The organism is Rhizobium sp. BG4, assembly GCF_016864575.1.
In the GTDB taxonomy this organism is placed as follows: domain Bacteria; phylum Pseudomonadota; class Alphaproteobacteria; order Rhizobiales; family Rhizobiaceae; genus Rhizobium.
Genome location: NZ_CP044125.1, coordinates 2503534 through 2528962, shown reverse-complemented (window position 1 = coordinate 2528962; position 25429 = coordinate 2503534). Strand labels below are relative to the sequence as shown.

21 protein-coding genes are annotated in these 25429 nt (G+C 62.0%); 14 read left to right on the top strand and 7 right to left on the bottom strand.

From position 1 onward, the window contains the following. Positions 1-95 precede the first annotated feature (95 nt). Both F2982_RS12790 and F2982_RS12785 read right to left on the bottom strand, forming a co-directional pair. Positions 96-1949: a DUF882 domain-containing protein gene (locus F2982_RS12790; protein WP_203428042.1), complete on the bottom strand. Its 1854-nt coding sequence runs from the start codon at positions 1947-1949 to the stop codon at positions 96-98. A gap of 180 nt (positions 1950-2129) precedes the next feature. Further along, a complete protein-coding gene (locus F2982_RS12785; protein WP_112719936.1) occupies positions 2130-3683 on the bottom strand; it encodes a sigma-54 dependent transcriptional regulator in 1554 nt (517 codons plus the stop codon). A gap of 208 nt (positions 3684-3891) precedes the next feature. On the opposite strand from F2982_RS12785, the gene F2982_RS12780 reads away from it, so the two are divergent. From F2982_RS12780 to F2982_RS12770, 3 genes are all read left to right on the top strand, one after another. Further along, positions 3892-5745 carry a M3 family oligoendopeptidase gene (locus tag F2982_RS12780; RefSeq protein ID WP_203428041.1) on the top strand — a complete coding sequence of 618 codons (1854 nt, stop codon included), beginning with the start codon at positions 3892-3894 and terminating at the stop codon, positions 5743-5745. Between the two features lie 306 nt (positions 5746-6051). Beyond that, a complete protein-coding gene (locus F2982_RS12775; protein WP_203430064.1) occupies positions 6052-7158 on the top strand; it encodes an aminodeoxychorismate synthase component I in 1107 nt (368 codons plus the stop codon). Further along, positions 7155-7778, top strand: coding sequence for an aminotransferase class IV family protein (locus F2982_RS12770; RefSeq protein ID WP_203428040.1), 624 nt, complete (start codon positions 7155-7157; stop codon positions 7776-7778). The genes F2982_RS12775 and F2982_RS12770 overlap by 4 nt, the downstream gene beginning before the upstream one ends. Before the next feature lies 1 nt (position 7779). On the opposite strand, the gene F2982_RS12765 is transcribed toward F2982_RS12770, so the two are convergent. Next, entirely contained in the window at positions 7780-8682 is a 903-nt protein-coding gene (locus F2982_RS12765) for a sensor domain-containing diguanylate cyclase (protein ID WP_203428039.1), read from the bottom strand. 128 nt (positions 8683-8810) lie between these two features. Between F2982_RS12765 and F2982_RS12760 the strand changes: the two genes are divergently transcribed. The 8 genes from F2982_RS12760 to F2982_RS12725 all read left to right on the top strand — a co-directional run bounded on the left by F2982_RS12760 (position 8811) and on the right by F2982_RS12725 (position 16995). Next, positions 8811-9095 (top strand): YciI family protein, encoded by a 285-nt coding sequence (locus F2982_RS12760; protein WP_203428038.1) that lies wholly within the window; start codon positions 8811-8813, stop codon positions 9093-9095. A gap of 47 nt (positions 9096-9142) precedes the next feature. Then, positions 9143-10048 (top strand): DUF3445 domain-containing protein, encoded by a 906-nt coding sequence (locus F2982_RS12755; protein ID WP_203428037.1) that lies wholly within the window; start codon positions 9143-9145, stop codon positions 10046-10048. A 135-nt stretch (positions 10049-10183) separates the two neighbouring features. After that, positions 10184-11638 carry a homospermidine synthase gene (locus tag F2982_RS12750; RefSeq protein ID WP_203428036.1) on the top strand — a complete coding sequence of 485 codons (1455 nt, stop codon included), beginning with the start codon at positions 10184-10186 and terminating at the stop codon, positions 11636-11638. Positions 11639-11807: 169 nt separating this feature from the next. After that, positions 11808-12176 carry an outer membrane lipoprotein Omp10 gene (omp10, locus tag F2982_RS12745; protein ID WP_112719944.1) on the top strand — a complete coding sequence of 123 codons (369 nt, stop codon included), beginning with the start codon at positions 11808-11810 and terminating at the stop codon, positions 12174-12176. 206 nt (positions 12177-12382) lie between these two features. Beyond that, positions 12383-14260, top strand: a complete 1878-nt coding sequence (locus F2982_RS12740; protein WP_203428035.1) for a bifunctional UDP-sugar hydrolase/5'-nucleotidase — start codon at positions 12383-12385, stop codon at positions 14258-14260. 128 nt (positions 14261-14388) lie between these two features. Next, entirely contained in the window at positions 14389-15423 is a 1035-nt protein-coding gene (gene hemH, locus F2982_RS12735) for a ferrochelatase (protein ID WP_203428034.1), read from the top strand. A gap of 102 nt (positions 15424-15525) precedes the next feature. Further along, entirely contained in the window at positions 15526-16536 is a 1011-nt protein-coding gene (locus F2982_RS12730; protein WP_199629011.1) for an SPFH domain-containing protein, read from the top strand. Between the two features lie 3 nt (positions 16537-16539). Then, complete coding sequence (locus F2982_RS12725; protein ID WP_203428033.1) at positions 16540-16995, top strand: NfeD family protein; 456 nt, start codon at positions 16540-16542, stop codon at positions 16993-16995. On the opposite strand, the gene F2982_RS12720 is transcribed toward F2982_RS12725, so the two are convergent. Then, positions 16996-17991, bottom strand: a complete 996-nt coding sequence (locus F2982_RS12720) for a KpsF/GutQ family sugar-phosphate isomerase (RefSeq protein ID WP_203428032.1) — start codon at positions 17989-17991, stop codon at positions 16996-16998. A 145-nt stretch (positions 17992-18136) separates the two neighbouring features. Between F2982_RS12720 and F2982_RS12715 the strand changes: the two genes are divergently transcribed. Further along, positions 18137-19711 carry an outer membrane beta-barrel protein gene (locus F2982_RS12715; protein ID WP_203428031.1) on the top strand — a complete coding sequence of 525 codons (1575 nt, stop codon included), beginning with the start codon at positions 18137-18139 and terminating at the stop codon, positions 19709-19711. Between the two features lie 3 nt (positions 19712-19714). On the opposite strand, the gene galU is transcribed toward F2982_RS12715, so the two are convergent. Continuing rightward, positions 19715-20602: a UTP--glucose-1-phosphate uridylyltransferase GalU gene (gene galU, locus F2982_RS12710; protein WP_112719951.1), complete on the bottom strand. Its 888-nt coding sequence runs from the start codon at positions 20600-20602 to the stop codon at positions 19715-19717. A gap of 200 nt (positions 20603-20802) precedes the next feature. Between galU and F2982_RS12705 the strand changes: the two genes are divergently transcribed. Further along, positions 20803-22026 carry a lytic murein transglycosylase gene (locus F2982_RS12705; protein WP_203428030.1) on the top strand — a complete coding sequence of 408 codons (1224 nt, stop codon included), beginning with the start codon at positions 20803-20805 and terminating at the stop codon, positions 22024-22026. Positions 22027-22114: 88 nt separating this feature from the next. After that, entirely contained in the window at positions 22115-23314 is a 1200-nt protein-coding gene (locus F2982_RS12700) for a DUF459 domain-containing protein (protein WP_203430063.1), read from the top strand. Positions 23315-23317: 3 nt separating this feature from the next. Here the strand turns inward: F2982_RS12700 and F2982_RS12695 are convergent, their stop codons facing one another. Then, positions 23318-23842 (bottom strand): GNAT family N-acetyltransferase, encoded by a 525-nt coding sequence (locus F2982_RS12695; protein WP_203428029.1) that lies wholly within the window; start codon positions 23840-23842, stop codon positions 23318-23320. A 59-nt stretch (positions 23843-23901) separates the two neighbouring features. Continuing rightward, positions 23902-25356 carry a glutamate synthase subunit beta gene (locus F2982_RS12690; protein ID WP_112719954.1) on the bottom strand — a complete coding sequence of 485 codons (1455 nt, stop codon included), beginning with the start codon at positions 25354-25356 and terminating at the stop codon, positions 23902-23904. Positions 25357-25429: the final 73 nt, after the last annotated feature.

Genomic DNA, 25429 nt, shown 5'->3' with positions numbered 1-25429 from the left:
CCCGCGCCTCGGCGGCTTTTTTATTGCCGTGACAGAACCCAAACAAAAAAGCCGCCGGATCGCTCCAGCGGCTTTTTCAATGAATTTGAAACCGGTCAGTTCGTGTTGAACTTCTTCACTTCCATGAAGTTGACGGCGGTACCGCTGAAGCGGCCGGGATCGATCGAAGCTGTCTTGACGTTGAAGCCTTCCGCGTAGACGGCCGTCGGCTGGGCGCGGAGCGTCTGGCTGACGAAGCGCGGCGCCTTGACCGGCTTGGTGACCATTTCCATGCGGGAGTTCGTCAGCGCCCACTGCGAGATCATCTTCTGCGTCAGCTTCGGCTCGGTGCGGATCGAAGCGCGGCCAGCATCGGCGGCAGCGGCAACGGCCTTGGTCGGACGGCCACCCTTGGAAGGCGCGACCGGTGCGACATCATCACTGGCGCGCTGCTGCGGCATGTAGAAGCTGTCACCGAAGCTTGCGGTCTTGGCGGGCGCCAGAGCAGCGAGCTGGACGGGAGCCTTCTCAGCGGGCTTGGCCGAACCCGGCATCGCAGCGCTGATAGCCTGCTCGACGGTCGACGGCGCGAGAGCCGCGACCTGCTGGTTGGCGGCAGCGCCATCCTTGGCGAGCTGCTGGGCAACGGCAGGCGAAAGCTGCTGCGCCTCGGCCTCGTCGCCTGCAGCATCCGGATCAGCGTCGGCAGCAGCGGCAAGCAGGTTCTCTGCAGCCACCGGACGATCGACCGGAGTGGGGACAGCCATCGACGGATCGATAGACGCAACTTCCGCATCACCCGGCTCGCGGCGCTGGCCAAGCAGCTCCGGAACAGGGACGCGGTAGGTGCTGAGATCGGCAAACTGCTGCGGCTGGTCTTCCTGCGCCGTTGCGGCGGCAAGCGCCTGCTGAGCAGCATTGCCGGAATTGGCAGGCAGCATCGCATTGGCAACTTCGCCACCGCCGAGCTGACCGGCAAAGGCCGGACGAACCTGCGGAACCGGCGCGTTGACCGCAGCCACCTGAACGTCTTCCGGCGCGGCAGGCTCAGCCGCGGCAGCCGGAGCTTCCGGCTTCGTCGGCGTTGCCTTGGCAACTGCGACCGGTGCAGAATCGTCCGAGCTATCCTCTTCCTCATCAGCACCACCGCCGAACAGCGCCGCAAACAGCGTCTTCGGCTTCTTGGACGAGGCAAGGTTATCGCCGCCAACGGCAGCAACGAGCGTGTCGGAATTGACGCGGCGCTTGTAGTCGGCGAGTGCCTGCTGGTAGCCCGGAAGCGGCGTGCCGTCAGCCGGGATATGCAGGGTGTTGCCGTTCGGGAAAAGCCGGACCAGCTCGTCGCGGCTCATGCGCGGCCAGGCGCGAACGCCGCCGACATCCATGTGCACGAAGGGCGAACCCGATTTCGGATAGAAACCGACGCCGCCGACCTGCATCTTCATGCCGATGGCGCGCAGCGTTGCGAGCTTCACATCGGGAATGAAGAAGTCCATCGCCTTGCCGAGCATGTGCTGGCTCTTTTCGGCGACGCCGGAATTGCGCGAACGCGCCTTCAGCATGGCATTGGTGCCGGGCGAACGGAAACCGCAGACGACGTTGATGTAATCTTTCGAGCCACTCTGGCGATAGACTTCCCAGATCAGGTCGAACAGATGCGGGTCCATCTTCGTCGGCTGGTTCTTGCGCCAGTCGCGAAGGAATCGGTTCAGCTGCTCAAGACCCTTCGGATCGAACTTGCCGTTGCGTTTGTAAGTGATGACTGCCTTTTCACCGGTATGGATGAAATAGAGCTTAAGGCTGCGGGTTTCCCCCGCCGCCTCGGACGGCGTCCCGACGAATACCGGTGAGGACACCGCGAGCGCGAGAAGGGCGGCCATCGCCGTCCTAACCGCCTTTCCGCTAACGTTGGCGCAACGTGCACGCCAGCTCAAGCGCGAAGGCTTGGTATGCTCATTCAAATCCGGCAAACTCAATCCCCGTCAGACTGCCCTAATAGTCCAGCTGTCCCAATGACTGTCAAATGCGGTGACACGATGGCAAAAATGCCACACACGATCAACCTTTTCTTTACATAGTCAACGATCGACTAACAAGTGGTTTATAAACAGTAACCGGACATGCTTGCGGGAATGTTAACGCGGCAGCTGCTATGCCGCGTCTTTCTGGGGATTATCGGGGTCGATGCCGTAATCTTTCAGCTTCCTGTACAAAGTTGATCGTCCGATGCCGAGTTTCCTCGCAACTTGACTCATCTGGCCCCGATAGAATTTAAGGGCGAATCGGATCAACTCCTCTTCGACATCTGCAAGTTTGCGCACTTCGCCCGCCGGGTTGACGCTGGCGATGGCGTTATCGGCCGTTTCGCCATGGCGGCCCGACGTGTCGATCATCGACGGCGGCGGAACGCTGTAATCGGCCGCTGCGAACTCGGCTTCGCGGTCACGGTGCGAATTGTCGGCCACCAGCGCCAGATGATCGACGACATCGTATTCCGGCAGCTGTGCGGCGATCTGCGGGAAGTCCGATTCCGTCAGCTCAGGCCCCTCTGCAAGCACCACAGCGCGGAAGATCGCATTTTCCAGCTGGCGAATATTGCCCGGCCAGTCATAGGCGGTCAGCAGCGCCAGCGCGCCGGCGCTGACGGTCATGCGGTGACCGTTCTTCTGTTCCGAAGAGAAACGGTCGGCAAAGACGCGCACCAGATGCGGGATGTCTTCCTTGCGCTTGCGCAGCGCCGGAATGGTGATCGGGAACACGTTGAGGCGATAGTAGAGGTCTTCGCGGAAGTGGCCGTTCTTGACCTCTTCGATCAGGTCCTTGTTGGTCGCCGAGATCAGCCGGACATTGACCTTGTGGGCCGTGCGGGCGCCGACCGTTTCGATCTCACCCTGCTGCACGGCGCGCAACAGCTTCACCTGAACCTCGAGCGGCAGATCACCGATTTCGTCGAGGAAGATGGTGCCGCCGTCGGCTTCCATGAACTTGCCGATGTGGCGTTCGGTCGCGCCGGTGAACGCACCCTTCTCATGACCGAAGAGAATGCTTTCGACCAGATTGTGCGGGATCGCACCACAGTTGACGGTCACGAACGGCTTGCCGGAGCGATCGCCGGCGGACTGGATGGCGCGGGCGACGAGCTCCTTGCCGACGCCGGACTCGCCTTCGAGAACGACCGGGATGTTCGACTGGGCGGCGCGCTGCGCCAGATCGATGACGCGGATCATCGCCGGGCTTGCCGAGACGATATCATCGAAACCGACGACGCCGGAGCGCGAGCGGCGGCCGGCACGGGCCTTCACTTCACGCTGGTCGAGCTTCATCGCGTTGGCGATCGACGTTGCGATACGTTCCGGGGAAACCGGCTTGACGACGAAATCAAAGGCGCCGGCGCGCATCGCCTGGACGACCGTTTCGATGCCGCCCTGGCCGGTCTGAACGATCACCGGGATCTGTGTGCCGAATTCGTGCACCGCCTCAAGAAACTCGAGACCGGTCATTTCCGGCATCATCAGATCGAGCACGATCACATTGAAAAGGCCAGCATCGCGCTTGACCATCTCCAGGCCGATGCGGCCGTTTTCTGCCTGATGGACGACGTGCCCGTGGCGCTCGATTGCGTTCTTCAACAGACGGCGCTGTACCGGGTCATCCTCGACCACGAGTATCTGCCCTGCCCCTTTGAGCTCATTGTAACCGGTCATTGTCGCCTCACTTCATGCGAAACCTAGGTTGCACTCTGCCCGAAAGGCTTGAACATCCAGTTTTGAGAAATAATCGCATTTTAACGATTGTGACGATGGCGATTCCGTGCCGAAGCGGGGCCTTTTGGCTGCTGAAAACCCCTTGATGCGGGGGCTTCTGGCGCATAGACAGTCAGACCTGTTTGAAAAGAGGAAGAGGAGCCCTGCCATGAATTTTGTGCTCAACGCCGCCGGTCTTAATTTTTCGGCAACATCTGCCGCCGGGGCATCCGACGCTGCGCTCGGCGATCTTCCAGTCTGGAAACTGCAGGATCTCTACCCTTCCGCAATCTCGACCGCCTTCACCAGCGACATGGAAAAGGCCGGCAAGAACTCGATCGCCTTCGAAGAGAAGTGGAAGGGCAAGCTGGCCGCCGCAGCCACCAAGACGGGTGCGGAAGGTATCGGCCAGGCGCTGAAGGAATATGAGGCGCTCGACGACATCATCGGCCGTCTCGGCTCCTTTGCCGGCCTCACCTATTTCTCCGATACGACGAGCCCGGTGAACGGCAAGCTCTATGGCGACGTCCAGGCGCGCATCACCGAATTCTCCGGTCACCTGCTGTTCTTCGCGCTAGAGCTCAACCGCATCGACGACGCGGTGATGGACGCCTGCATGGCGAACGATCCCGCCGCCGGCCACTACCGCCCGTGGCTGGTCGATCTGCGCAAGGACAAGCCCTACCAGCTGGACGACAAGCTGGAGCAGCTCTTCCTTGAGAAGTCGATGACATCGGCCGCTGCCTTCAATCGCCTGTTCGACGAGACGATGGCCGAGCTGCGCTACGAGATCGACGGCGAGAAGCTGCCGCTCGAAGTGGCGCTCAACATGCTGCAGGATCCGAACCCGGAAGCCCGCCACAAGGCGGCGATGGCTCTGGCGGAAACCTTCAAGGCCAATATCCGCACCTTCACGCTGATCACCAATACGCTCGCCAAGGACAAGGACATCTCCGACCGCTGGCGCGGCTTCGAGGACATTGCCGACTCCCGGCATCTTGCCAACCGCGTCGAGCGCGAAGTCGTCGATGCGCTGGCCGCCGCCGTCAAGGAAGCCTATCCGCGCCTCTCGCACCGCTACTATTCGATGAAGGCGAAGTGGCTCGGAATGGACCAGATGAATTTCTGGGACCGCAACGCGCCGCTGCCGGAAACCTCGAACGCCGTCATTTCCTGGAACGAGGCAAAGGACACGGTCCTCTCCGCCTACGGCAATTTCGCACCCGAGATGGCCGCGATCGCAAAGCGCTTCTTCGACGAGGAATGGATCGACGCTCCGGTTCGCCCCGGCAAGGCGCCGGGCGCCTTCGCGCACCCGACCGTTCCCTCCGCGCATCCCTATGTGCTCGTCAACTACATGGGCAAGCCGCGCGACGTGATGACGCTCGCCCACGAACTCGGCCACGGCGTCCATCAGGTTCTGGCCGGTGGTCAGGGCGCGCTGATGTGCCAAACGCCGCTGACGCTGGCCGAGACCGCCTCGGTCTTCGGCGAAATGCTGACCTTCCGTGCTCTGCTCGACAAGACCAGCGACAAGCGCGAGCGCAAGGCGATGCTCGCCCAGAAGGTCGAGGACATGATCAACACGGTCGTGCGCCAGATCGCCTTCTACGAATTCGAACGCAAGATGCACACCGCCCGCAAGGCCGGCGAGCTGACGTCTGACGATATCGGCGAACTGTGGCTATCGGTCCAGTCGGAGAGCCTCGGCCCGGCGATCAAGATTTCCGAGGGATACGAGACCTACTGGGCCTATATCCCGCACTTCATCCACTCGCCCTTCTACGTCTATGCCTACGCCTTCGGCGACTGCCTGGTGAACTCGCTCTATGCCGTCTACCAGAAGGCCGACAAGGGTTTTCAGGACAAGTATTTCGAGCTCCTCAAGGCCGGCGGCACCAAGCATCACTCCGAACTCCTGAAGCCTTTCGGCCTCGACGCCACCGATCCGTCGTTCTGGAGCAAGGGCCTGTCGATGATCGAAGGCCTGATCGACGAATTGGAAGCTTTGGATAAGGGCTGAAGTGATAGGCCTTCTCCTTGCGAGGAGAAGGTGGCCCGAAGGGCCGATGAGGGAGAGCGGCGCAGAGTTTCCCAAAACAATGTCGCATCTCGCTCTGGGGCTATGAGAAACCGATGATGCCAACTAATGACCTCCCTCATTCCTGTGCTTGTCACAGGAATCCAGCCACGGCGCGTCTGCGCCGTGAAAGGAGTCTTCCGCGCCCAAGGACTTGGGCGCACTGGATTCCTGTGACAAGCACAGGAATGAGGGAGACATAAATTGGGCCCCTTCATCCTGTTCCGTGACGACACGGCTAATCAGACGATGCTCTTTTCCGAGCCGTCCGAAATCATCATCGCCAACGACCGCGCCGAATTCTTCCCGGCCCTGAAACGCATGCAGGACGCAAAAGCCGCCGGCAAATGGCTTGCGGGCTATATGTCCTACGAGGCCGGCTACCTCTTCGAGAACAAGCTCGCTCCAAAACTACCGGCCAATCGCCAATCCCCTCTCGTCTGCTTCGGCGTCTTCAACAGCCCGGCACCTAATGACCATCCCCTCGCCCAGCCGGTCCGCCGCCGCGACAACGAAGAGTTCCTCACCGCCCCGAAAGCCGGCTGGAATTTCGAAACCTATAAGGAGCGCTTCGACCGCCTCCATTGGCATCTGCGCCAGGGCGACTGCTATCAGGCGAACCTGACCATGCCCATCGAGGCGCGCTGGAGCGGCGATCCGCTCGCCGCCTTCTGGTCGCTGATCGAGCGGCAGCCGGTGAAATACGGCGCCTATGCTGATCTCGGTGGTCCCATCATCCTGTCGCGCTCGCCGGAGCTTTTCTTCCGCACCGATGAGGACGGCTGGATCGAGACGCATCCGATGAAGGGCACCGCCAGGCGCGGCGCCGATGCCACCGAGGACGAGGCGATCAAGGCGGCGATGCTCGCGGATATCAAGACGCAGGCCGAGAACCGGATGATCGTCGATCTGCTGCGCAACGATATCTCGCGGATCACGCAAGTCGGAACACTCGATGTCCCGAAACTCTTCGATATCGAGACCTATCCGACCGTGCACCAGATGGTGAGCCACGTGCAGGCGAAACTCCTGCCGGATCTGACGATCCGCGATATCTTCGCCGCCCTCTTCCCCTGCGGCTCGATCACCGGTGCCCCGAAGCTCAGCGCCATGCAGATCCTCGACGATCTCGAAGAACGGCCGCGCGACGTCTATTGCGGCGCGATCGGCATGATCGCTCCAACAGGCGCCATGCGCTTCTCCGTCGCCATCCGCACCATCAGCCTGTTCGACAACGGCCGCGCCGTCTTCAATGTCGGCGGCGGCATCGTCTTCGATTCGACCGCCGAAGCCGAATACGAGGAATGCCTGCTGAAGGCCCGCTTCGCGATCGGCGACCAGGAGATTGCCCGATGAGCAATTTCTCCCTGATCGAAACCCTGCGATGGGAACCCGGTATCGGCTTCACCCGCCTGCGGCTGCATCTTGCCCGATTGGACCGCTCCGCCCGCCGCATCGGCTTCCCCACGCCGCTTCAGGCGAAGGACAGGCTGGAAGAGGCCGTCGCTGGTGCGACGACATCGCTGCGCGTCCGCCTGACGCTCGATGCTGCCGGGCGGATCGATGTGACGAGCGCGGCTTTCACGCCACCGGCGCCGGACACAATCTGGAAACTCCGCATCGCCTCGCAACGGCTCGACAGCGCCGACAAGCTGCTGCGGATCAAGACCACGCGACGAGAGGTCTACGAAGCCGCCCGCGCGGAATATCCGGCGAGTGAAGCGGACGAGGTCCTGATGCTCAACGAGAATGACGAGATCTGCGAAGGCACGATCACCTCGGTCTTTCTCGACGACGGCTCGGACCTGTTGCGCACTCCGCCAATCTCCTGCGGCCTGCTCGCCGGCGTGCTGCGCACCGAACTCATCTGCCAGCGCAAGGCCCGCGTCGGCAGGATCAGCCTCGCCGATATTGCCGGGGGCAAGCTCTACATGGGCAATTCGCTGCGCGGCTTGATCCCCTCGGTGCTTGCCTAAGCTAAGCTGCGATCTTCAGCCGGTCGCGGCCGCTCTGCTTGGCGATGTAGAGCGCCTCGTCGGCCCGCGCATAGAGCTGCTGCACCGTGTCTCCGACCTTGAGCTCTGCAAGGCCCGCCGAACACGTATAGGAAAAGCCCGGCAGGGCGGGAAGCGGATGGGCAATGCGCACCAGCTCCAGCACGCGATCGATGATCCGCTCGCCCTGCTCCAGCGTCGTATCCGGAAACACCAGCATGAATTCCTCGCCGCCGATCCGCCCGAAGCTGTCGCGGCGCCTGATCACCGGCTGCACCCGCCGGGCAAAGTCGATCAGCACCTGGTCGCCGACCTGATGGCCAAAATTGTCGTTGATGCGCTTGAAGAAATCGAGATCGACGATGCAGATGCAGCCGCTGAGCGCCGATGTTTCCTGACGGGCGATCATGTTCTCCAGCGCAGCCATCATGAAGCGGCGGTTGGAGATACAGGTCAGCTCGTCGGTCTGCGATGCCCTCAGCGCGAAATCGCGATCCTGGCGCAGATCACGCTGGCTGGTTTTCATATGGGTGATGTCGCTCGCCATGCACAGCATCCAGCCGTCGCGCTGCACCGTCTCCGTCATCCAGAACCAGCGCCCGTCGACGACATCCATCTCGAAGGCCCGGAACGGCAGCTTGCCGCGGCGGGACTGGGCAGACATCAGCCATGCCTCGAAATCCGTGGTGCGAATGATGGTGCCGCGCCCGGCCTTGGTGTTGCGGCGCATCAGCTCTGCCCATGTGGGCGTTTCGTCCGGCTCAAGCGCGAAGGTGGAGCGAAAGGCGGCATTTGTATATTGCACGCGGTCGTCCTGATCGTAGAGGACGATCATGACGGCGCTTTCCTCCTGCAACTCCGCAAGCCGCTCCGATATATTGGTCATGCGACGGTTCCGGGCGTACTAATGGCGATGTGTGGCACAATGCTTCAAAACTATAAAAAGAAAATGGATAAGGCAGTGCAATTTCTGTTATCAACAGCCCCAAAACGGCACAACCCTCGGGATCAAAGATGTTCATACTTTCCCTCACCTATGTGAAGCCCAACGAAGAGGCCGACAAGCACATGGAGCCGCATATGGCCTGGGTGAAGGAAGGCTATGCGAAGGGCTGGTTCCTCGCTTCCGGCCGCAAAGTCCCCCGCACCGGCGGCGTCATCCTCGCCACCGGCAATCGCGCCGAGATCGAAGCCTATGTCTCCGCCGATCCGTTTGCGGTGCATGGGGTGGCGGAGTATGAGGTGACCGAAGTGGCCCTGACGACGGTTAATGAGGGACTGGAAGCGTTGAAGGGCTAGCCTCTTTACTCTTGCATCAATCACCGCAAACCGGCAGTTTCCTGACAATGAAACTTCCCGCTTACACACCTTATGATGGATCCTCGAAGCCGTTCACCATCGGCTTGATGCCGCTCGATGCGGGCCGTTGGATCGAGCCGGATGGTGACCTTGGGCGCTATCTGGCGGAAAAGCGCGGGCTTCTCGCCGCGCGCCGCAAGGATGTATTCGTCGCCGAAGACGATACGCAGGCGGCCCAGGAAGAATGTCTCGGCCTCCTCGCAGATCATCTCTGCTCCGCCTACCCGGATCGCTATGTCAGGCATGGCGACATCATCACGGCCGGCGATACCGAAGTCGATCTCGCTGACGTCTCACTGCCGCCGTTGATGCGCGCCGGCCTTCTCGTCGAGGACGATCTGGTCATCATGCGCCGCAAGGACGATGGGTGGCATCTGGTCGCAGGCCATGTCTCCTTCCCGTCGTCCTGGTCGCTGCAGGAAAAGTTCGGCCGGCCGATGCAGGCGATCCATGCCGATGTGCCCGGTTTCAGCGAGGGCACGCGCAACGCGGCGCTGATCACCCGCATCTTCGACAACCTGCTGGTCGCCCAGCCGGTCGAGCGTATGAACTGGTCGGTCAACACGACGGGCGATCTCTTCCTGCCGATGTCCAAGCACCGCCGCCCGCCGTCTTCCGAGGATTTCACGCTTGCCGAGCGCTTCGCCCGCGTCGAGCGGCAGACGCTGCGCAAGCTTCCTGTTTCCGGCGACATCGTCTTCACGATCCGCGTCTATGTCGATCCGATCGCCGCGATCGAGCATCACCCGCGCGCCGCCGAACTCGCGTCGAGTTTCGCCACGCAGCTTGCCGCGCTCGACGAACAGCAGACGGCTTACAAGGGATTGACACTGCAGAAAGCCGAGCTCGTGCAGAAGCTGCACAGCCTTGCACAACAGCTCGCACCCGCCTGATATTAGATTTCCCGGCCGAACGCTCTTTATTGTGACGCCATTTTGTGGTTAGAGCCGGTCACTTCGCGAATTTTCAGCCCATTTTGAAGAATTCTTCAGGCAGATCGCCTTCGTCGCCTTCCACAGGAGAAAAGAATGACGGAACAAAACCACCCGGTATATGCCGAAATTACCGGCCCGATCGTGATGATCGGCTTTGGCTCCATCGGCCGCGGCACGCTGCCGCTGATCGAGCGCCACTTCAAGTTCGACAAGAACCGGTTGGTTGTAATCGACCCGCGCGAAGAGCCGGGCGACATGGAAATCCTCAAGAAGCACGGCGTCCGTCACATCAAGGAATATGTGACCAAGGACAACTACAAGGACCTCCTGAAGCCGCTGCTGACGGAAGGTGAAGGCCAGGGCTTCTGCGTCAACCTCTCGGTTGATACCGGCTCGCTCGACCTGATGAAGCTCTGCCGCAAGCTCGACGTTCTCTACATCGATACCGTCGTCGAGCCGTGGCTCGGCTTCTATTTCGACAAGAACATGAAGAACGCCGACCGCACGAACTACGCGCTGCGCGAAACCGTGCGCAAGGAAAAGGAAAAGAACCCGGGCGGCGCAACAGCCGTTTCCACCTGCGGTGCAAACCCGGGCATGGTCTCCTGGTTCGTCAAGCAGGCGCTGGTCAACCTCGCCAATGACACGGGCCTGAAGTTCGAAGAGCCGGATCAGCACGACCGCGAAGGCTGGGCGAAGCTGATGAAGAAGCTCGGCGTCAAGGGCGTCCACATTGCCGAGCGCGACACGCAGCTCACCAAGAACCCGAAGCCGCTCAACGTCTTCTGGAACACCTGGTCCGTCGAAGGCTTCATCTCCGAAGGTCTGCAGCCGGCCGAACTCGGCTGGGGCACCCACGAAAACTGGATGCCGAAGAACGCCAAGAAGCACAAGAAGGGCTGCAAGGCCGCGATCTACCTCGAGCAGCCGGGCGCCAACACCCGCGTTCGCACCTGGTGCCCGACGCCGGGTCCGCAGTACGGCTTCCTCGTCACCCACAACGAGTCCATCTCGATCGCCGACTACTTCACGGTGCGCGACAAGGACGGCGAAGTGACCTTCCGCCCGACCTGCCACTACGCCTACCATCCGGCGAACGACGCCGTTCTGTCGCTGCATGAAATGTTCGGCAACGGCGGCAACGCGCAGCCGGTTCACCACGTCCTCGACGAAGACGAGCTGGTCGAAGGCATCGACGAACTCGGCGTACTGCTCTACGGCCACGAGAAGAACGCCTACTGGTTCGGCTCGCGCCTGTCGCTCGAAGAAACCCGCCGCATCGCGCCGTACCAGAACGCCACCGGCCTGCAGGTCACGTCGGCCGTTCTGGCCGGCATGGTCTACGCTCTCGAAAACCCGAAGGCCGGCATCGTCGAAGCCGACGAGATCGACTACAAGCGCTGCCTCGAAGTGCAGCTGCCCTACCTCGGCCCGGTCGAAGGTCACTACACCGACTGGACCCCGCTTGATGGCCGCCCGGGCCTGTTCCCAGAAGATCTCGACACCAAGGATCCGTGGCAGTTCAAGAACATCCTCGTTCGCTCGTAATCGCGAACCGATGAAAACCAAGATGCCCGCCGCAAGGCGGGCATTTTTGTAACGCCTGCTGTGTAAATTCGCTTCGGCGTTGCAGAAGGCTTGCCTTGGCGGCCGCCCCGCGCCATGTTTTTTCCGAACTCTTGCGGATAAAGTCCGCCGTCAATCGCCGGAGAAGCTTATGAAGTTGAGAAATATTGCCGCGCTGGCGGCTGCCGCAGCAGCGCTCGCCGCCTGTGTTTCCTCTGATCCCCGCCCGATGCCTGTCGCCACAAGCGCCGCTCCGGCCGGTGTCGAAGGCGCATGGCGCGATCCGAACGGCATCGTCTCGACTTTCCAGGCCGGTACCTTCACCACTCGCACGACCGACAGCAACCAGCTGCTCGCCTCCGGTACCTATGTGAACACCGGTCCGTCTCTGGTCGAGATCAATATGACCTCGCTGGTGCGCAAGACGCAGTCGAAGGTCAATTGCGCCCTCGTCAACCCGACCCAGCTGAATTGCACCGCCGATTCCGGCTCGCAGTTCACGCTGACGCGCAGCATGTAAAGGCGCTCGAAATCTGGACGATGAAAAGCTCCCCTTCGCGGGAGCTTTTTTGTTTACCGCTACTTGGAAAGCGCCGGGACTGGCACAGCTTTTCGCTTGCGGTTGCGCAGGCTTGATGAAAACATCCGGCGCGCCGGGTAACGGCTAAGAGGGATCGGCGGAACAGCCAGGGGTAAGCGCTGCCGCCGGAAAATCAGGAGAACAGGATGACGAAATCCTTTAATTTCGGTCTGCTGACGGCATCCATGCTGGCGCTCAGCACAAGCGCCGCCTTTGCGGACTACCAGCTCAATATTCTTCACATCAACGATTTCCATTCACGCATTGAATCGATCAACAAGTTCGATTCCACCTGCTCTGCCGAGGAAGAAGGCAAGAAGGAATGCTTCGGCGGTGCCGCCCGCCTGAAGACCGCGATCGACCAGCGCCGCCAGGCTCTCACAGGCCAGAATGTGTTGCTGCTCAATGCCGGCGACAATTTCCAGGGCTCGCTCTTCTACACGACCTACAAGGGCGCGGCCGAAGCCGAAGTGCTGAACGCCATGAAGTTCGACGTCATGACCGTCGGCAACCATGAATTCGACGACAGCGAAGACGGCCTCGCCACCTTCCTCGACAAGGTTCAGTTCCCAGTCATCTCCGCAAACGTGCTTGCCGGTGATGGCTCGAAGCTCGGCGACCGCATCAAGCCGTCGCTGGTTCTCGATGTCGGCGGCCAGAAGATCGGCGTCGTCGGCGCCGTGACCAACGATACGGAAGAACTCTCCTCGCCCGGCCCGAAGGTACTGATCGCCGACGACGTCGCCTCGATCACCGCAGCCGTTCAGGAACTGAAGGCTCAGGGCATCAACAAGATCATCGCGCTGACCCATGTCGGCTATCCGCGCGATCTCGCCTTCATCGCCAAGATCCCTGACGTCGACGTCGTTGTCGGCGGCCACTCGCACAGCCTGCTGTCGAATACCGATCCGAAGGCCGAAGGCCCCTATCCGACGATGGTGGACAATCCCGGCGGCTACAAGGTTCCGGTCGTCCAGGCCGCATCCTACAGCAAGTATCTCGGCGATCTCGTCGTCGACTTCGACGACAACGGCGTCGTCAAGAGCGCCAAGGGCGATCCGATCCTGATCGACTCCTCCTTCACGCCCGATCCGGCGCTGACGGCACGCATTGCCGAGCTCGCCAAGCCGATCGAAGACCTCCGCAAGAAGGTCATCGGTGCTTCGGAAGGCCCGATCGAGGGCGACCGCACCATTTGCCGCGTCAAGGAATGCTCGATGGGCAACCTCGTCGCCGACGCGATGCTCGACCGCACCAAGAGCCAGGGCGTCCAGATCGCCATCCAGAACGGCGGCGGCCTGCGTGCCTCCATCGATGGCGGCGAAGTCACCCAGGGCGAAGTCATCACCGTCCTGCCCTTCCAGAACACGCTGGCAACCTTCCAGCTGACCGGTGCCGACGTCGTCAAGGCGCTGGAAAACGGCGTCAGCCAGATCGACCAGGGCGCCGGCCGTTTCGCGCAGGTTGCGGGTCTCAAGTATACCTTCGATCAGTCGAAGCCCGTCGGCAGCCGCGTTAGCGACGTTCAGGTGAAGACCGGTGACGCTTTCGCGCCGATCGACCCGGCCAAGACCTACGGCGTTGCCACCAACAACTTCATGCGCGCGGGCGGCGACGGCTACTCGATCTTCGAGAGCGCCGGCAAGAATGCCTATGACTTCGGCCCCGATCTTGCCGACGTCACTGTCGAGTATCTGACGGCGCACAACCCCTACAAGCCCTACACCGATGGCCGCGTCACCGAGATCGCTGCAGCCGGCGCCGCTGCTGCCCCGGCCGCGCCGGCGGCACCCGCCACTCCCGCAGCACCGGCACCGTCTGCCGAACCGGCTGCACCGGCCGCTTCCGCACCGGCCGCCGCAACGCCGTCCAGCCACGTCATTGCCGCCGGTGACACGCTCTGGGATCTCGCCAAGCAGTTTTACGGCAACGGTGAACTCTGGAAGAAGATCTCCGAAGCCAACGGTAGCCCGAACCCGCGCCGCCTCATGGTCGGCGAGGAGCTGAAGCTTCCCGCCAAGTAAGACGATTTGTCCCGATCTTCGAAGCCGGTCCGGGGTTCCCCGGGCCGGCTTTTCTACTTATAGGGTTGAACCAACCGAACCCGGCTGCGTATGAGCGGGGCGAAGACATCATGAGCGTTGGGGCCAGTATGACTGCTGAAATTTCGAACCGCCCGGCGGACCATCCGCCCGTCAGCTTTGGCAAGGTGGGCGTGCTGCTCGTCAATCTCGGCACGCCCGATGGCACCGACTACAATTCGATGCGCCGCTATCTCCGGGAGTTCCTGACCGATAAGCGCGTCATCGAATGGTCGCCCTGGAAGTGGTACCCGATCCTCTTCGGCATCGTCCTCAACACCCGCCCCCAGAAAGTCGGCAAGGCCTATGAGACGATCTGGAACAGGGACAAGAACGAGAGCTACCTGCGCACCTACACCCGCAACCAGTCAGAACTGATGGCTGCGCGGCTGAAGGACCTGCCAAATGTCGTCGTCGACTGGGCGATGCGCTACGGCAACCCCTCCATCGCCTCGAAAATCGACAGCCTGAAGGCTGCGGGCTGCGACCGCATCGTGCTCTTCCCGCTCTATCCGCAATATGCGGCAGCGACGACGGCGACCGTCAACGACAAGGCCTTCCAGAAGCTGCTCACCATGCGCTGGCAGCCGGCGGTGCGCACCGTCCCTGAGTATCACGACGACGAGACCTATATCGAAGCGCTCGCCAACTCCGTGCAGCAGCACCTCGCGACCCTCGACTGGGAGCCGGACATGGTGCTCGCCTCCTTCCACGGCATCCCGATGTCCTACTTCAAGCAGGGTGACCCCTATTACTGCCAGTGCCAGAAGACCGGACGGCTGCTGCGCGAGCGCCTGGGCCTGCCGAAGGAAAAGTTCATGGTCACCTTCCAGTCCCGCTTCGGGCCGGAAGAATGGCTTCAGCCCTATACCGACAAGACCGTCGAGAAGCTGGCGCAGGACGGCGTCAAGAAGATCGCCGTCCTCAACCCGGGCTTCGTTTCCGACTGTCTGGAAACGCTGGAAGAAATCGCCGAACAGGCGGCCCATTCCTTCCATGAGAATGGCGGCGAGAAATTCACCCATATCCCCTGTCTCAACGACAGCGAGCACGGCATGCGCGTGCTCGAGAAGGTCGTCCGCCGGGAGCTGCTCGGCTGGGTGTGATCCAGCCAGCGGCTTTTTGTTGCGGATCGTTGCAAATAACGGGATAAGTCTCCACGTTTGATGTGTGCCGGATTTTCCGGCAACAACCGGTGGAGGAATTTCATGGTCCTGGGCGGCTTCGACATCGTCGTCATCGCACTCGTCATCTTCGTCATCCTGGTGCTGTTTGCCGGCATCAAGACGGTGCCGCAGGGCTATCGCTACACGATCGAGCGCTTCGGCCGCTATACGCGCACGCTGGAGCCCGGCCTCAACCTGATCACCCCGTTCATCGAGCGCGTCGGCGCCAAGATGAATGTGATGGAACAGGTGCTGAATGTGCCGACCCAGGAAGTGATCACCAAGGACAACGCCTCGGTCTCGGCCGATGCCGTGTCCTTCTATCAGGTGCTGAACGCCGCGCAGGCCGCCTACCAGGTCTCGAACCTCGAAAACGCCATTCTCAACCTGACCATGACCAACATCCGCTCGGTCATGGGCTCGATGGACCTCGACGAACTGCTCTCCAACCGCGACGCCATCAACGACCGCCTGCTGCGCGTCGTCGATGAGGCCGTGCATCCCTGGGGCATTAAGGTCACCCGCGTCGAGATCAAGGACATCCAGCCTCCCCGCGACCTCGTCGATGCCATGGCCCGCCAGATGAAGGCCGAGCGCGAGAAGCGCGCCCAGGTTCTGGAGGCGGAAGGGTCGCGAAACGCCCAGATCCTGCGCGCCGAAGGCGCCAAGCAGTCGGCCATCCTGCAGGCTGAGGGACAACGCGAAGCCGCCTTCCGCAACGCTGAAGCCCGCGAGCGCCTGGCCGAGGCCGAAGCCAAGGCAACGAAGATGGTCTCCGAGGCGATCGCCGCCGGTGACGTCCAGGCGATCAACTACTTCGTGGCGCAGAAATACACCGAAGCCCTGACCTCCATCGGCTCGGCATCCAATTCCAAGGTCGTGCTGATGCCGATCGAGGCATCGTCGATTCTCGGCTCGCTGAGCGGCATCGGCGCCATCGCCAAGGAAGTCTTCGGCGACGGCAGCACCCCGCCTGCGCCGCAGCCGCCCCGGCAGGTGGCGCAGCGCAGCACCCCGCCCGTCAACCCCTTCAACCAGAACCCGGAGCGCTGACGCATGCTGGCACGCATCGTTGCAGAGCTCGGGCCCTGGACCTGGTGGGTAGCCGGCCTCGTATTGCTGGCCGCCGAAATGATCGTGCCCGGCTTCTTCCTCGTCTGGATCGGGCTGGCGGCGCTTGCCGTCGGCATACTGTCGCTGCTGCTCTGGGATGCCGGCTTCTGGGTCTGGGAAGTACAGCTCATCCTGTTCGCGGCGCTATCGGTCGCCGCGACCTTTATCGGCCGCCGCCTGACGCTGCGCCACGATGCGACCGACGAGCCCTTCCTCAATCAGCGCGGCGCGAGCCTTGTCGGGCGCACCGCCACGCTGGCGGAGCCGATCACTGAAGGCCGCGGCCGGATAAAGCTGGATGATACGATCTGGCAGGTCATGGGACCGGACCTGCCGGCCGGCACCCGCGTCAGGGTCGTCGCCAGCACCGGGCGCGACCTGACGGTGGAAGCCGCCTGATCAGGCGACGCCGATCCGCAGGAGATCGTGGAAGTGGACAAGGCCGACGGGGCGGTTGTCGTCGTCGACGACGATCAGCGCGCCGATGTGATATTCCTCGAGCAAGGCAAGCGCAGCCGTCGCAAGTACCTTCGGCTTCACCACCTTCGGCGTCCGCGTCATGATGTCGTCGACAGCCAGTTCGGCAAGATTGCGCGACAGGTTGCGTGCCATATCGCCTTCGGTGACGATGCCGCAAAGTTTTCCTTCGCCGTCGAGAACGCCGACGCAGCCGAAATGCTTGCTCGACAGAACCTTGATCGCATCCTGCATCGGCGTACCCTCCGCCACCAGCGGCAGACGGTCACCTTTGTGCATGATGTCGGAGACGTGGGTCAGGCTCGCGCCCAGCTTGCCGCCCGGATGGAAGACGTGGAAGTCGCGGGCCGTGAAGCCGCGCGCATCGAGCAGCGCCATGGCGAGCGCATCGCCGATAGCCAGCTGCATCATCGCCGATGTCGTCGGCGCCAGGCCGTGCGGGCAGGCTTCCATCTCTTTCGGCAGCTTTAACACGATATCGGCTGCCTCGCCCAGGACGGACTTTTCATCGCAGGTAATGGCGATCAGCGGGATCGAGAAGCGGCGGGAGTAGTTCAGGATCGCCTTCAGTTCCGGCGCTTGGCCACTCCAGGAAACGGCAACGATCGCGTCCTGATCACCGATCATGCCGAGATCGCCATGGTTGGCCTCGGCGGCATGGACGAAGAACGCAGGCGTGCCCGTTGAAGCAAATGTCGCCGCGAGCTTGACGCCGATATGGCCGCTCTTGCCGACACCGGTCACGACGAGGCGCCCCTTGATGGCGCTGATCGTCTCGACGGCCTGACTGAAGGGTCCGGAGAGACCATCGTCGAGCGCCCGCTCAAGGGCTTCAAGGCCGCGCCGCTCGATGCTGATGGTCCGCCGCGCGGACTCCAGCACGCTGTTTTCGATCAGATTGACGACTTTTCTCATCATGTGCTTGCGTTACCGCTTTTCACTGTGGCTGTCCATCGTTGTCGCGCTTGCAAGCACAGGCCGCCTCGGTCGTCCTAAACGAATGATTAACTATGACACTTTACTTTCGGGTAACGAGTTGAAGCATGCCACACGCGGATTCTGAATGGGCAAGGAACGTGATACGAGCAGTTTGACGCCGCTCCGTGCGACGCGCTTTGCCGTGTCTGCCGTTCTTCTGGCCGCAGCGCTGCCGCAGGCGGCCTTCGCCCAATCGGCACAGAGCTACGGCAGCGGCACATCCGCTTATCAATCATCGTCCCAATATTCTTCCGGCGGCAACACCGGCGATCAGCAGGCGCAAACCGTTGATCTTGATGGCGACGGCGTCCCGGATCCCGGCCAGCCCGGCGTTCCCTCCCCCGATGGCACGGCGACCCAGACCGGCACCACGCAGCAGACCGGCACGGCACCCACCACGGCAACCGGTGACCAGCAGCCGAGCGACGAAACAACCGGCTCGATCCTCGACGAGGACATCCGCCGCCTGAACACCCGCGAACCGGCGATCGATGAGCGCCGCCTGCCGCGCAAGGCCGACGATACGCTGACCGAGAAGGACACCGACGGCATCCGCGTCGGCACCTTCATCCTGCGCCCGTCGATCACCCAGTCGATCAATACCGAGACGACCAAGGATAACGGCATCAAGGAAAGCCGCGGCTTCCTGCAGACCGACGGCAATGCGACGCTGACCTCCGATTGGGGCCTGCATCAGCTGACAGTCACCAGCGAGGGCAGCTGGCAGCAGAACATCAGCGGCGAAGGCGAGGAACAGCCGTCCTTCCAGATCGATGGCGATCTGCGCCTCGATCTGCCCGAGGACACCACCGCCCATCTCAAGGGCGGCTACCGCTTCTACCGCGAAGACACCGACGATCCGAACGCCATCTCCGACGCCGACGAGCAGTCGAACGTCCAGGAATTCAGCACCGGCGCCTCGATCGAGCGCGACTTCGGCGTCTTGCGCGGCACGACGGAAATCGGTGTCGTCCGGACGATCTATTCCGACGTGACGCTGGCGAACGGCACGACTGTTTCCCTCAGCGACCGCGACCAGACCGCCGGGAATTTCCGCGCCCGCATCGGCTACGAGCTCTCCCCGGCGCTCATCCCCTTCATCGAAGGCACCGTCGGCAAGACCGTCTATGACGAGACGCGCGACAGCTCAGGCTATGCCCGCTCCGGCAACAGCTACGGCGCCAAGGCCGGCGTTCAGATCGATCTCGGCGAGAAATTGAAGGGCGAAGTCAGTGCCGGTTACGAGACGGCCAATTTCGACGACGATCGTCTGTCCTCGATCGATACGGCAACCGTCGATGCCAATATCGTCTGGTCGCCGCTGCGCGGCACCAATGTCGGCTTCGACCTGCAGACCAGCATTCAGCCTTCCACCACGCCGGGGCTGAGCGGTTACGTGTCGCATGCCCTGTCGACAACGATCACACATCAGCTGCGTGACAATCTGCAGGCAACGGTTCTGGGTGGAGTGACGCTCCGCGACTATCCGGCCGGAGCAAGCAGCGACGAGACCGTTTATACGACGAGCGCCGGCCTGATCTGGAACATCAACCGCTATCTCGATCTGACGAGCACTGTCGGCTATGAGCTGACGACGCGGGATGAAGGCACCGACTCGCAGCAATGGCGAGCCGGTGTCGGTTTGCGGTTGAAGCGCTAGACTTCAGAGACCCTTGAGCAACGCCTTGAAGCCTTCCTCGACGGTCGGGCGGATATCCGCACGGTCGAGCGCGAAGGCGACGTTGGCGAGGATGAAGCCATCCTTGGCGCCGCAGTCATAGGTCGTGCCGCGGAAGTGGTAGCCGGCGAAGGCCTGATCCTTGAGCAGCTTCAGCATGCCGTCGGTCAGCTGGATCTCGTTGCCGGCGCCGCGTTCCTGGGTTTCCAGGATCTTGAAGATCTCAGGCTGCAGGATGTAGCGGCCATTGATGAAGAAGTTCGAGGGCGCCGTGCCCTTGGCAGGCTTTTCGACCATGCCGGTGATGCGGAAGCCGTCGCCGATCGCATCGCCAACGCCGACGATACCGTACTTGTGAGCCTGGTCCGGAGCGCATTCCTCGACGGCAATGATGTTGCCGCCGCTCTGGCCGTAAAGGTCGATCATGCCCTTCATGCAGCCCTTGCCTTCGGCCTTCATGATCATGTCAGGGAGAAGCAGAGCGAAGGGCTCGTCGCCGACGATCTCGCGGGCGCACCAGACGGCGTGGCCGAGACCAAGCGGCTCCTGCTGGCGGGTGAAGCTGACGGTGCCGGCCTTCGGCAGCTGCGCTTCGAGCAGCGTCATTTCGGCCTTCTTGCTGCGCTCGCGCAGCGTCTGCTCCAGTTCGAAATGGATATCGAAATAGTCTTCGATGATGTGCTTGTTGCGGCCGGTGACGAAAACGAAATGTTCGATACCGGCTTCCAGAGCCTCGTCGACCACGTACTGAATGATCGGTTTATCGACGACGGTCAGCATTTCCTTCGGAACGGCCTTCGTCGCTGGAAGGAACCGGGTTCCAAGACCTGCGACCGGGAATACCGCCTTACGAACTTTTTTCTGCTGCGTCACGTAGAACCTCCTGGGGGGTTTATCGCTTTGAACTCAAGCTATTTGGGGTGAATTAAGCTAAATTCGCTACTGTTTTACAAATGATGACGGGAAGACGTTGTCATGGTAAAGAATTTGTTGACTTCGTTCCGGTAGTCTCGGGTCCGGACGGAATGCCCCTCCGCCGCACTTGTAACAGAGATGACGGATACGGACTGCCGATGACCAAAAATCACAAATACTCCCTTCGTGGTCTTGCCCTCGCCCTCGTTGTGACCGCGTCCGCCGGTTTGGCACCCCATAACGCGGCTGCCGACCAGCGGTTCCAGAAGTGGATCGCGGATTTTTATCAAACTGCCGCGCAAAATGGCATCAGCAAGGCAACCTACCGGAAAGCTTTCGCCGGGGTGAGCGAACCCGACCCTACAGTCCTTGAAAAGGCGGCCTTTCAGCCGGAATTCACAACCAAGATTTGGGACTATGTGGATTCCCGCGTGAACCCCTATACGGTCGAGATCGGCCGCAAAATGGCCGCAAAGCACGCCTCGACTCTGAACGCCATCGAGCGCCATTTCGGCGTCGACAAGACGATCATCCTGGCGATCTGGTCGATGGAATCGAATTACGGCGCCGTTCTCGAAAAGGACGATCGCCTGCATTACGTGCCGCGCGCCCTTGCGACGCTGGCCTATGCCGACGAGCGCCGGGCGAAATTCGCCAAGAAGCAGCTGATCGCAGCCCTCAAGATTCTGCAGAACGGCGACATCTCCGCCGATGGCATGACCGGCTCCTGGGCCGGCGCCATGGGCCACACGCAGTTCATTCCGACCAGCTACCTGCTCTACGCGGTCGATGCCGACGGCAACGGCCATCGCGACATCTGGAATTCGGTTCCCGATGCGCTGGCGACATCGGCCAACCTGCTTGCCAAGAACGGCTGGCAGACCGGCAAGACCTGGGGCTACGAAGTTTCGGTTCCGGCCTCTGCCGCCAAGCAGGCGGGCAAGACCCACACGCTGGCGCAGTGGGCGGCGATGGGTCTGACGCGTCCGAACGGCAAGAGCTTCAAGGACGCCGGCACCAAGGCGATCCTGAAGATGCCGGGCGGCGCTGGTGGCCCTGGCTTCCTGATGACCTCCAACTTCTTCACCATCAAGAAGTACAACGCCTCCGACAGCTACGCGCTTGCCGTTGGCCTGCTCGCCGACGAGATCGCCGGCTATGGCGGCATGAAGCAGCGCTGGCCGCGCCCGGACGGCACGCTCGATGTGAAGGAAAAATTCGAGCTGCAGACGCGCCTGAAGACGCTCGGCTATTACAACGGCGAAGTCGACGGCAATTTCGGCTCCGGCTCGAAGGCCGCCATCTCGGCCGTGCAGGAGCGCTTGGGCATGCAGGCCGACGGCGAGCCCTCGCTTCCGCTGCTCAACGCGCTGCGCCGCTAGACGGCAAGATTTCGCGACATAAATCCTATCCGGAGTGGACGCTCGCGCCCACTCCATGCGAAAATGCCGCGAGATGCGGGACATGACCATGCGACCACAGGGCAACAAGCGTAAATCCGGCTGGCGGACGGCGACGATCGCGCTGTTGGCCCTGTCTTTCGGCGTGACGGCGCCCGTTCATTTCGCCGATGCGCAGGAGCGCTACGAGCGCCGCTCGATTCTCGATTTCTTCTTCGGCCGCCGCACCTATGTCGACGACTATCCGCCGCCGCCGGATGTGGAGCGCCCCCGCCCGCAGCGCAAGCGCCCTCCGGCCAAGCCGAAGGCGGTAACATCCGCGCCGAAGCCCGCACCTGTCGTTCCGCAAGAGGAGACGGTTCAGAAGCTCGAAAACGCCCAGAAGATCCTGATCGTCGGCGACTTCCTGGCCAGCGGCCTCGGCGATGGCATGACCGATGCGTTCAAGACCTCGCCGGGCGTCGTCATCGATGCGCGCGGCAACGTCTCCTCCGGCCTGGTGCGCGACGATTATTACAATTGGCCCGAGCAGCTCCTGAAGATGATGGACGAGGTGAAGCCCGCCATCGTCGTCGTCATGATCGGCGCCAACGACCGCCAGCAGATGGCGATCAACGGCGACAAGGAGAAATTCCGCACCGAGGCCTGGTATGCCGAATATCAGAAGCGCGTGTTGAATTTCGGCAAGGAAGTGACCAACCGCAAGATCCCGCTGCTTTGGGTCGGCCTTCCCGCCTTCGGTTCCGATTCGATGACCTCGGACGCGGTGCAGATGAACCAGCTCTACCGCAAGCAGGTGGAAAGCGTCGGCGGCGAGTTCGTCGACATCTGGGACGGCTTCGTCGACGAGGGCGGCCAGTTCATCGTCACCGGTTCCGATATCAACGGCCAGCAGGTGCGCCTGCGCACCTCCGACGGTATCAACCTGACGCAGGCCGGCCGCCGCAAGGTCGCCTTCTATGTCGAAAAGCCCGCCCGCCGCATCCTCGGCACGCAGGCGAGCCCGGACCTCGTGCGCCTCGACACCAGCAACCTGCCGAGCCTCGGCCTGCCGGAGCCGAACGTGCCGCATACGCAGCCCATCAGCCTCTCCGATCCCAATCTCGACGGCGGCTCCGAACTGCTCGGCGCCAAGGCGCCGCCGGTCTCGCTCACCAAGTCGCCGCGCGACATGCTGGTGCAGGACGGCATGGTCGAAGAGGCTCCCGCCGGGCGCGTCGACGACTACCGCCTTCCAGCAAAGGAGCCGAAGCAGGTTTCGGCGAAGTAACGGCTAACCGGCAGAGCGGATGTAGATGAAATTCTCGTGCTGCTCTCCCTCGAACTCGAAATAGGTCGAGCCGCCCCGCCGAAGCCCCTGTTTCTGATAGAAGCGGATTGCCGGGAGGTTCTGATGGTTGACCCCAAGCCAGGCATGACGCTTGCCGCGCGCTGACAGCACGCGGTCCGCCTCTTCCAGGAGCTTCGCGCCAAGACCCTTCCCTAGAAAATGCTCCTGAATATAGAGCGTGACGATCTCGGTATCGATATCGGGCTCATCAGGGCATGGCGCCTCGAAATCCAGCCGCAGATAGCCGACGAGATGGCCTTTGCTTTCGCAGAGGATGAAATATTGCGGATCCGAGGCGATCTGGCGCCTGAAGTTTTCCTCGGTGAACTGCTGCAGGACGTAGTCGGCAATCGCCCGGCGAATGCCTGTCTTCGCATAGGTATGCAGCCAGACCTGGATCGCCAGAGCCGCAACATTGGCGGCATCCTCAGGCACGGCTTTTCGAAACGAGTAGGTCATGGCAGGCATAGATAAGCCGCCTGCGATGTCTCGCAAGCGGCTCGTCTGAAACCGGACGGACCGGCAGATTAGCGCGGCAGAACCGTCGAACCCATCAGCGCTTCGTCGATGGCGCGGGCGGCCTGGCGGCCTTCCCGGATCGCCCAGACGACCAGCGACTGACCGCGGCGCACGTCGCCAGCGGTCCAGAGCTTGTCGACCGAGGTCTTGTAGTCGCTGTCGTTGGCAACGACGTTGGTCGAGCCGCGGCGGTCGGTATTGAGCGTCAGCTTGCCGTCGAGATCCTTCAGCACGCTATCGGTGAACGGGCCGCGGAAGCCGATCGCGATGAAAGCGAGATCGGCCTTGATGATGAACTCCGTGCCGGGAACCGGCTTGCGGCGCTCATCGACTTCGCAGCACTTGACGCCGGTGAGCTGGCCGTCTTCGCCGATGAACTCCAGGGTCGCGACCTGAAACTCGCGCACCGCGCCTTCGGCCTGCGAGGAGGAGGTACGCATCTTCGTGGCCCAGAACGGCCAGACGGCGAGCTTGTCTTCCTTCTCCGGCGGCTGCGGGCGGATGTCGAGCTGGGTGACCTTCACGGCGCCCTGACGGAAAGCCGTGCCGACGCAGTCCGACGCGGTATCGCCACCACCGACGACGACGACGTGCTTGGCACCGGCGAGGATCGGATCTGCCTGCCAGCCGACGCTGTCGATATTCTCGCGGCCGACGCGCTTGTTCTGCTGCACGAGGTAAGGCATCGCATCGTGAACGCCGGCGAAATCCGTGCCCGGAATGCCTGCCTCACGCGGCGTTTCCGAACCGCCGCAATAAAGAACGGCGTCGTAATCGGCGAGCAGCTGCTCCATCTTCACATCGACGCCGACATTGACGCCACAGTGGAAGGTCACGCCTTCGCCCTTCATCTGCTCGACGCGGCGATCGATGAAGTTCTTCTCCATCTTGAAGTCAGGAATACCGTAGCGCAGCAGGCCGCCGGGCTTCGACTCGCGCTCGTAGAGGTGAACCTCGTGACCGGCGCGGCCGAGCTGCTGGGCAGCCGCCATGCCGGCAGGACCGGAGCCGATGATCGCAACCTTCTTGCCGGTATGAACCGTCGCCGGCTGCGGCCGGATGAAGCCGAGCTCATAGGCCTTGTCGGCAATCGCCTGTTCGACCGTCTTGATCGCGACCGGCGTATCTTCGAGGTTCAGCGTGCAGGCTTCCTCGCAGGGCGCCGGGCAGACGCGGCCGGTGAACTCCGGGAAGTTGTTGGTGGAATGCAGGTTCTGGATCGCTGCTTCCCAGTTGTTGTTGTAGACGAGGTCGTTCCAGTCAGGGATCTGGTTATGCACCGGGCAGCCGGTCGGACCGTGGCAATAGGGGATGCCACAGTCCATGCAGCGGGCAGCCTGCTTCTGCACTTCCGGGTCCGACATCGGGATCGTGAATTCGCGGAAATGCCGGATACGATCGGACGCCGGCTGATACTTCGCAACCTGCCGGTCGATTTCCAGAAAGCCTGTAACCTTACCCATATTTTCGTCCCTTACACTCATGACCGCCTCGCCTGCGGCCAGTTGTCCATCATCAGCCTCAACTTCGGAGGCA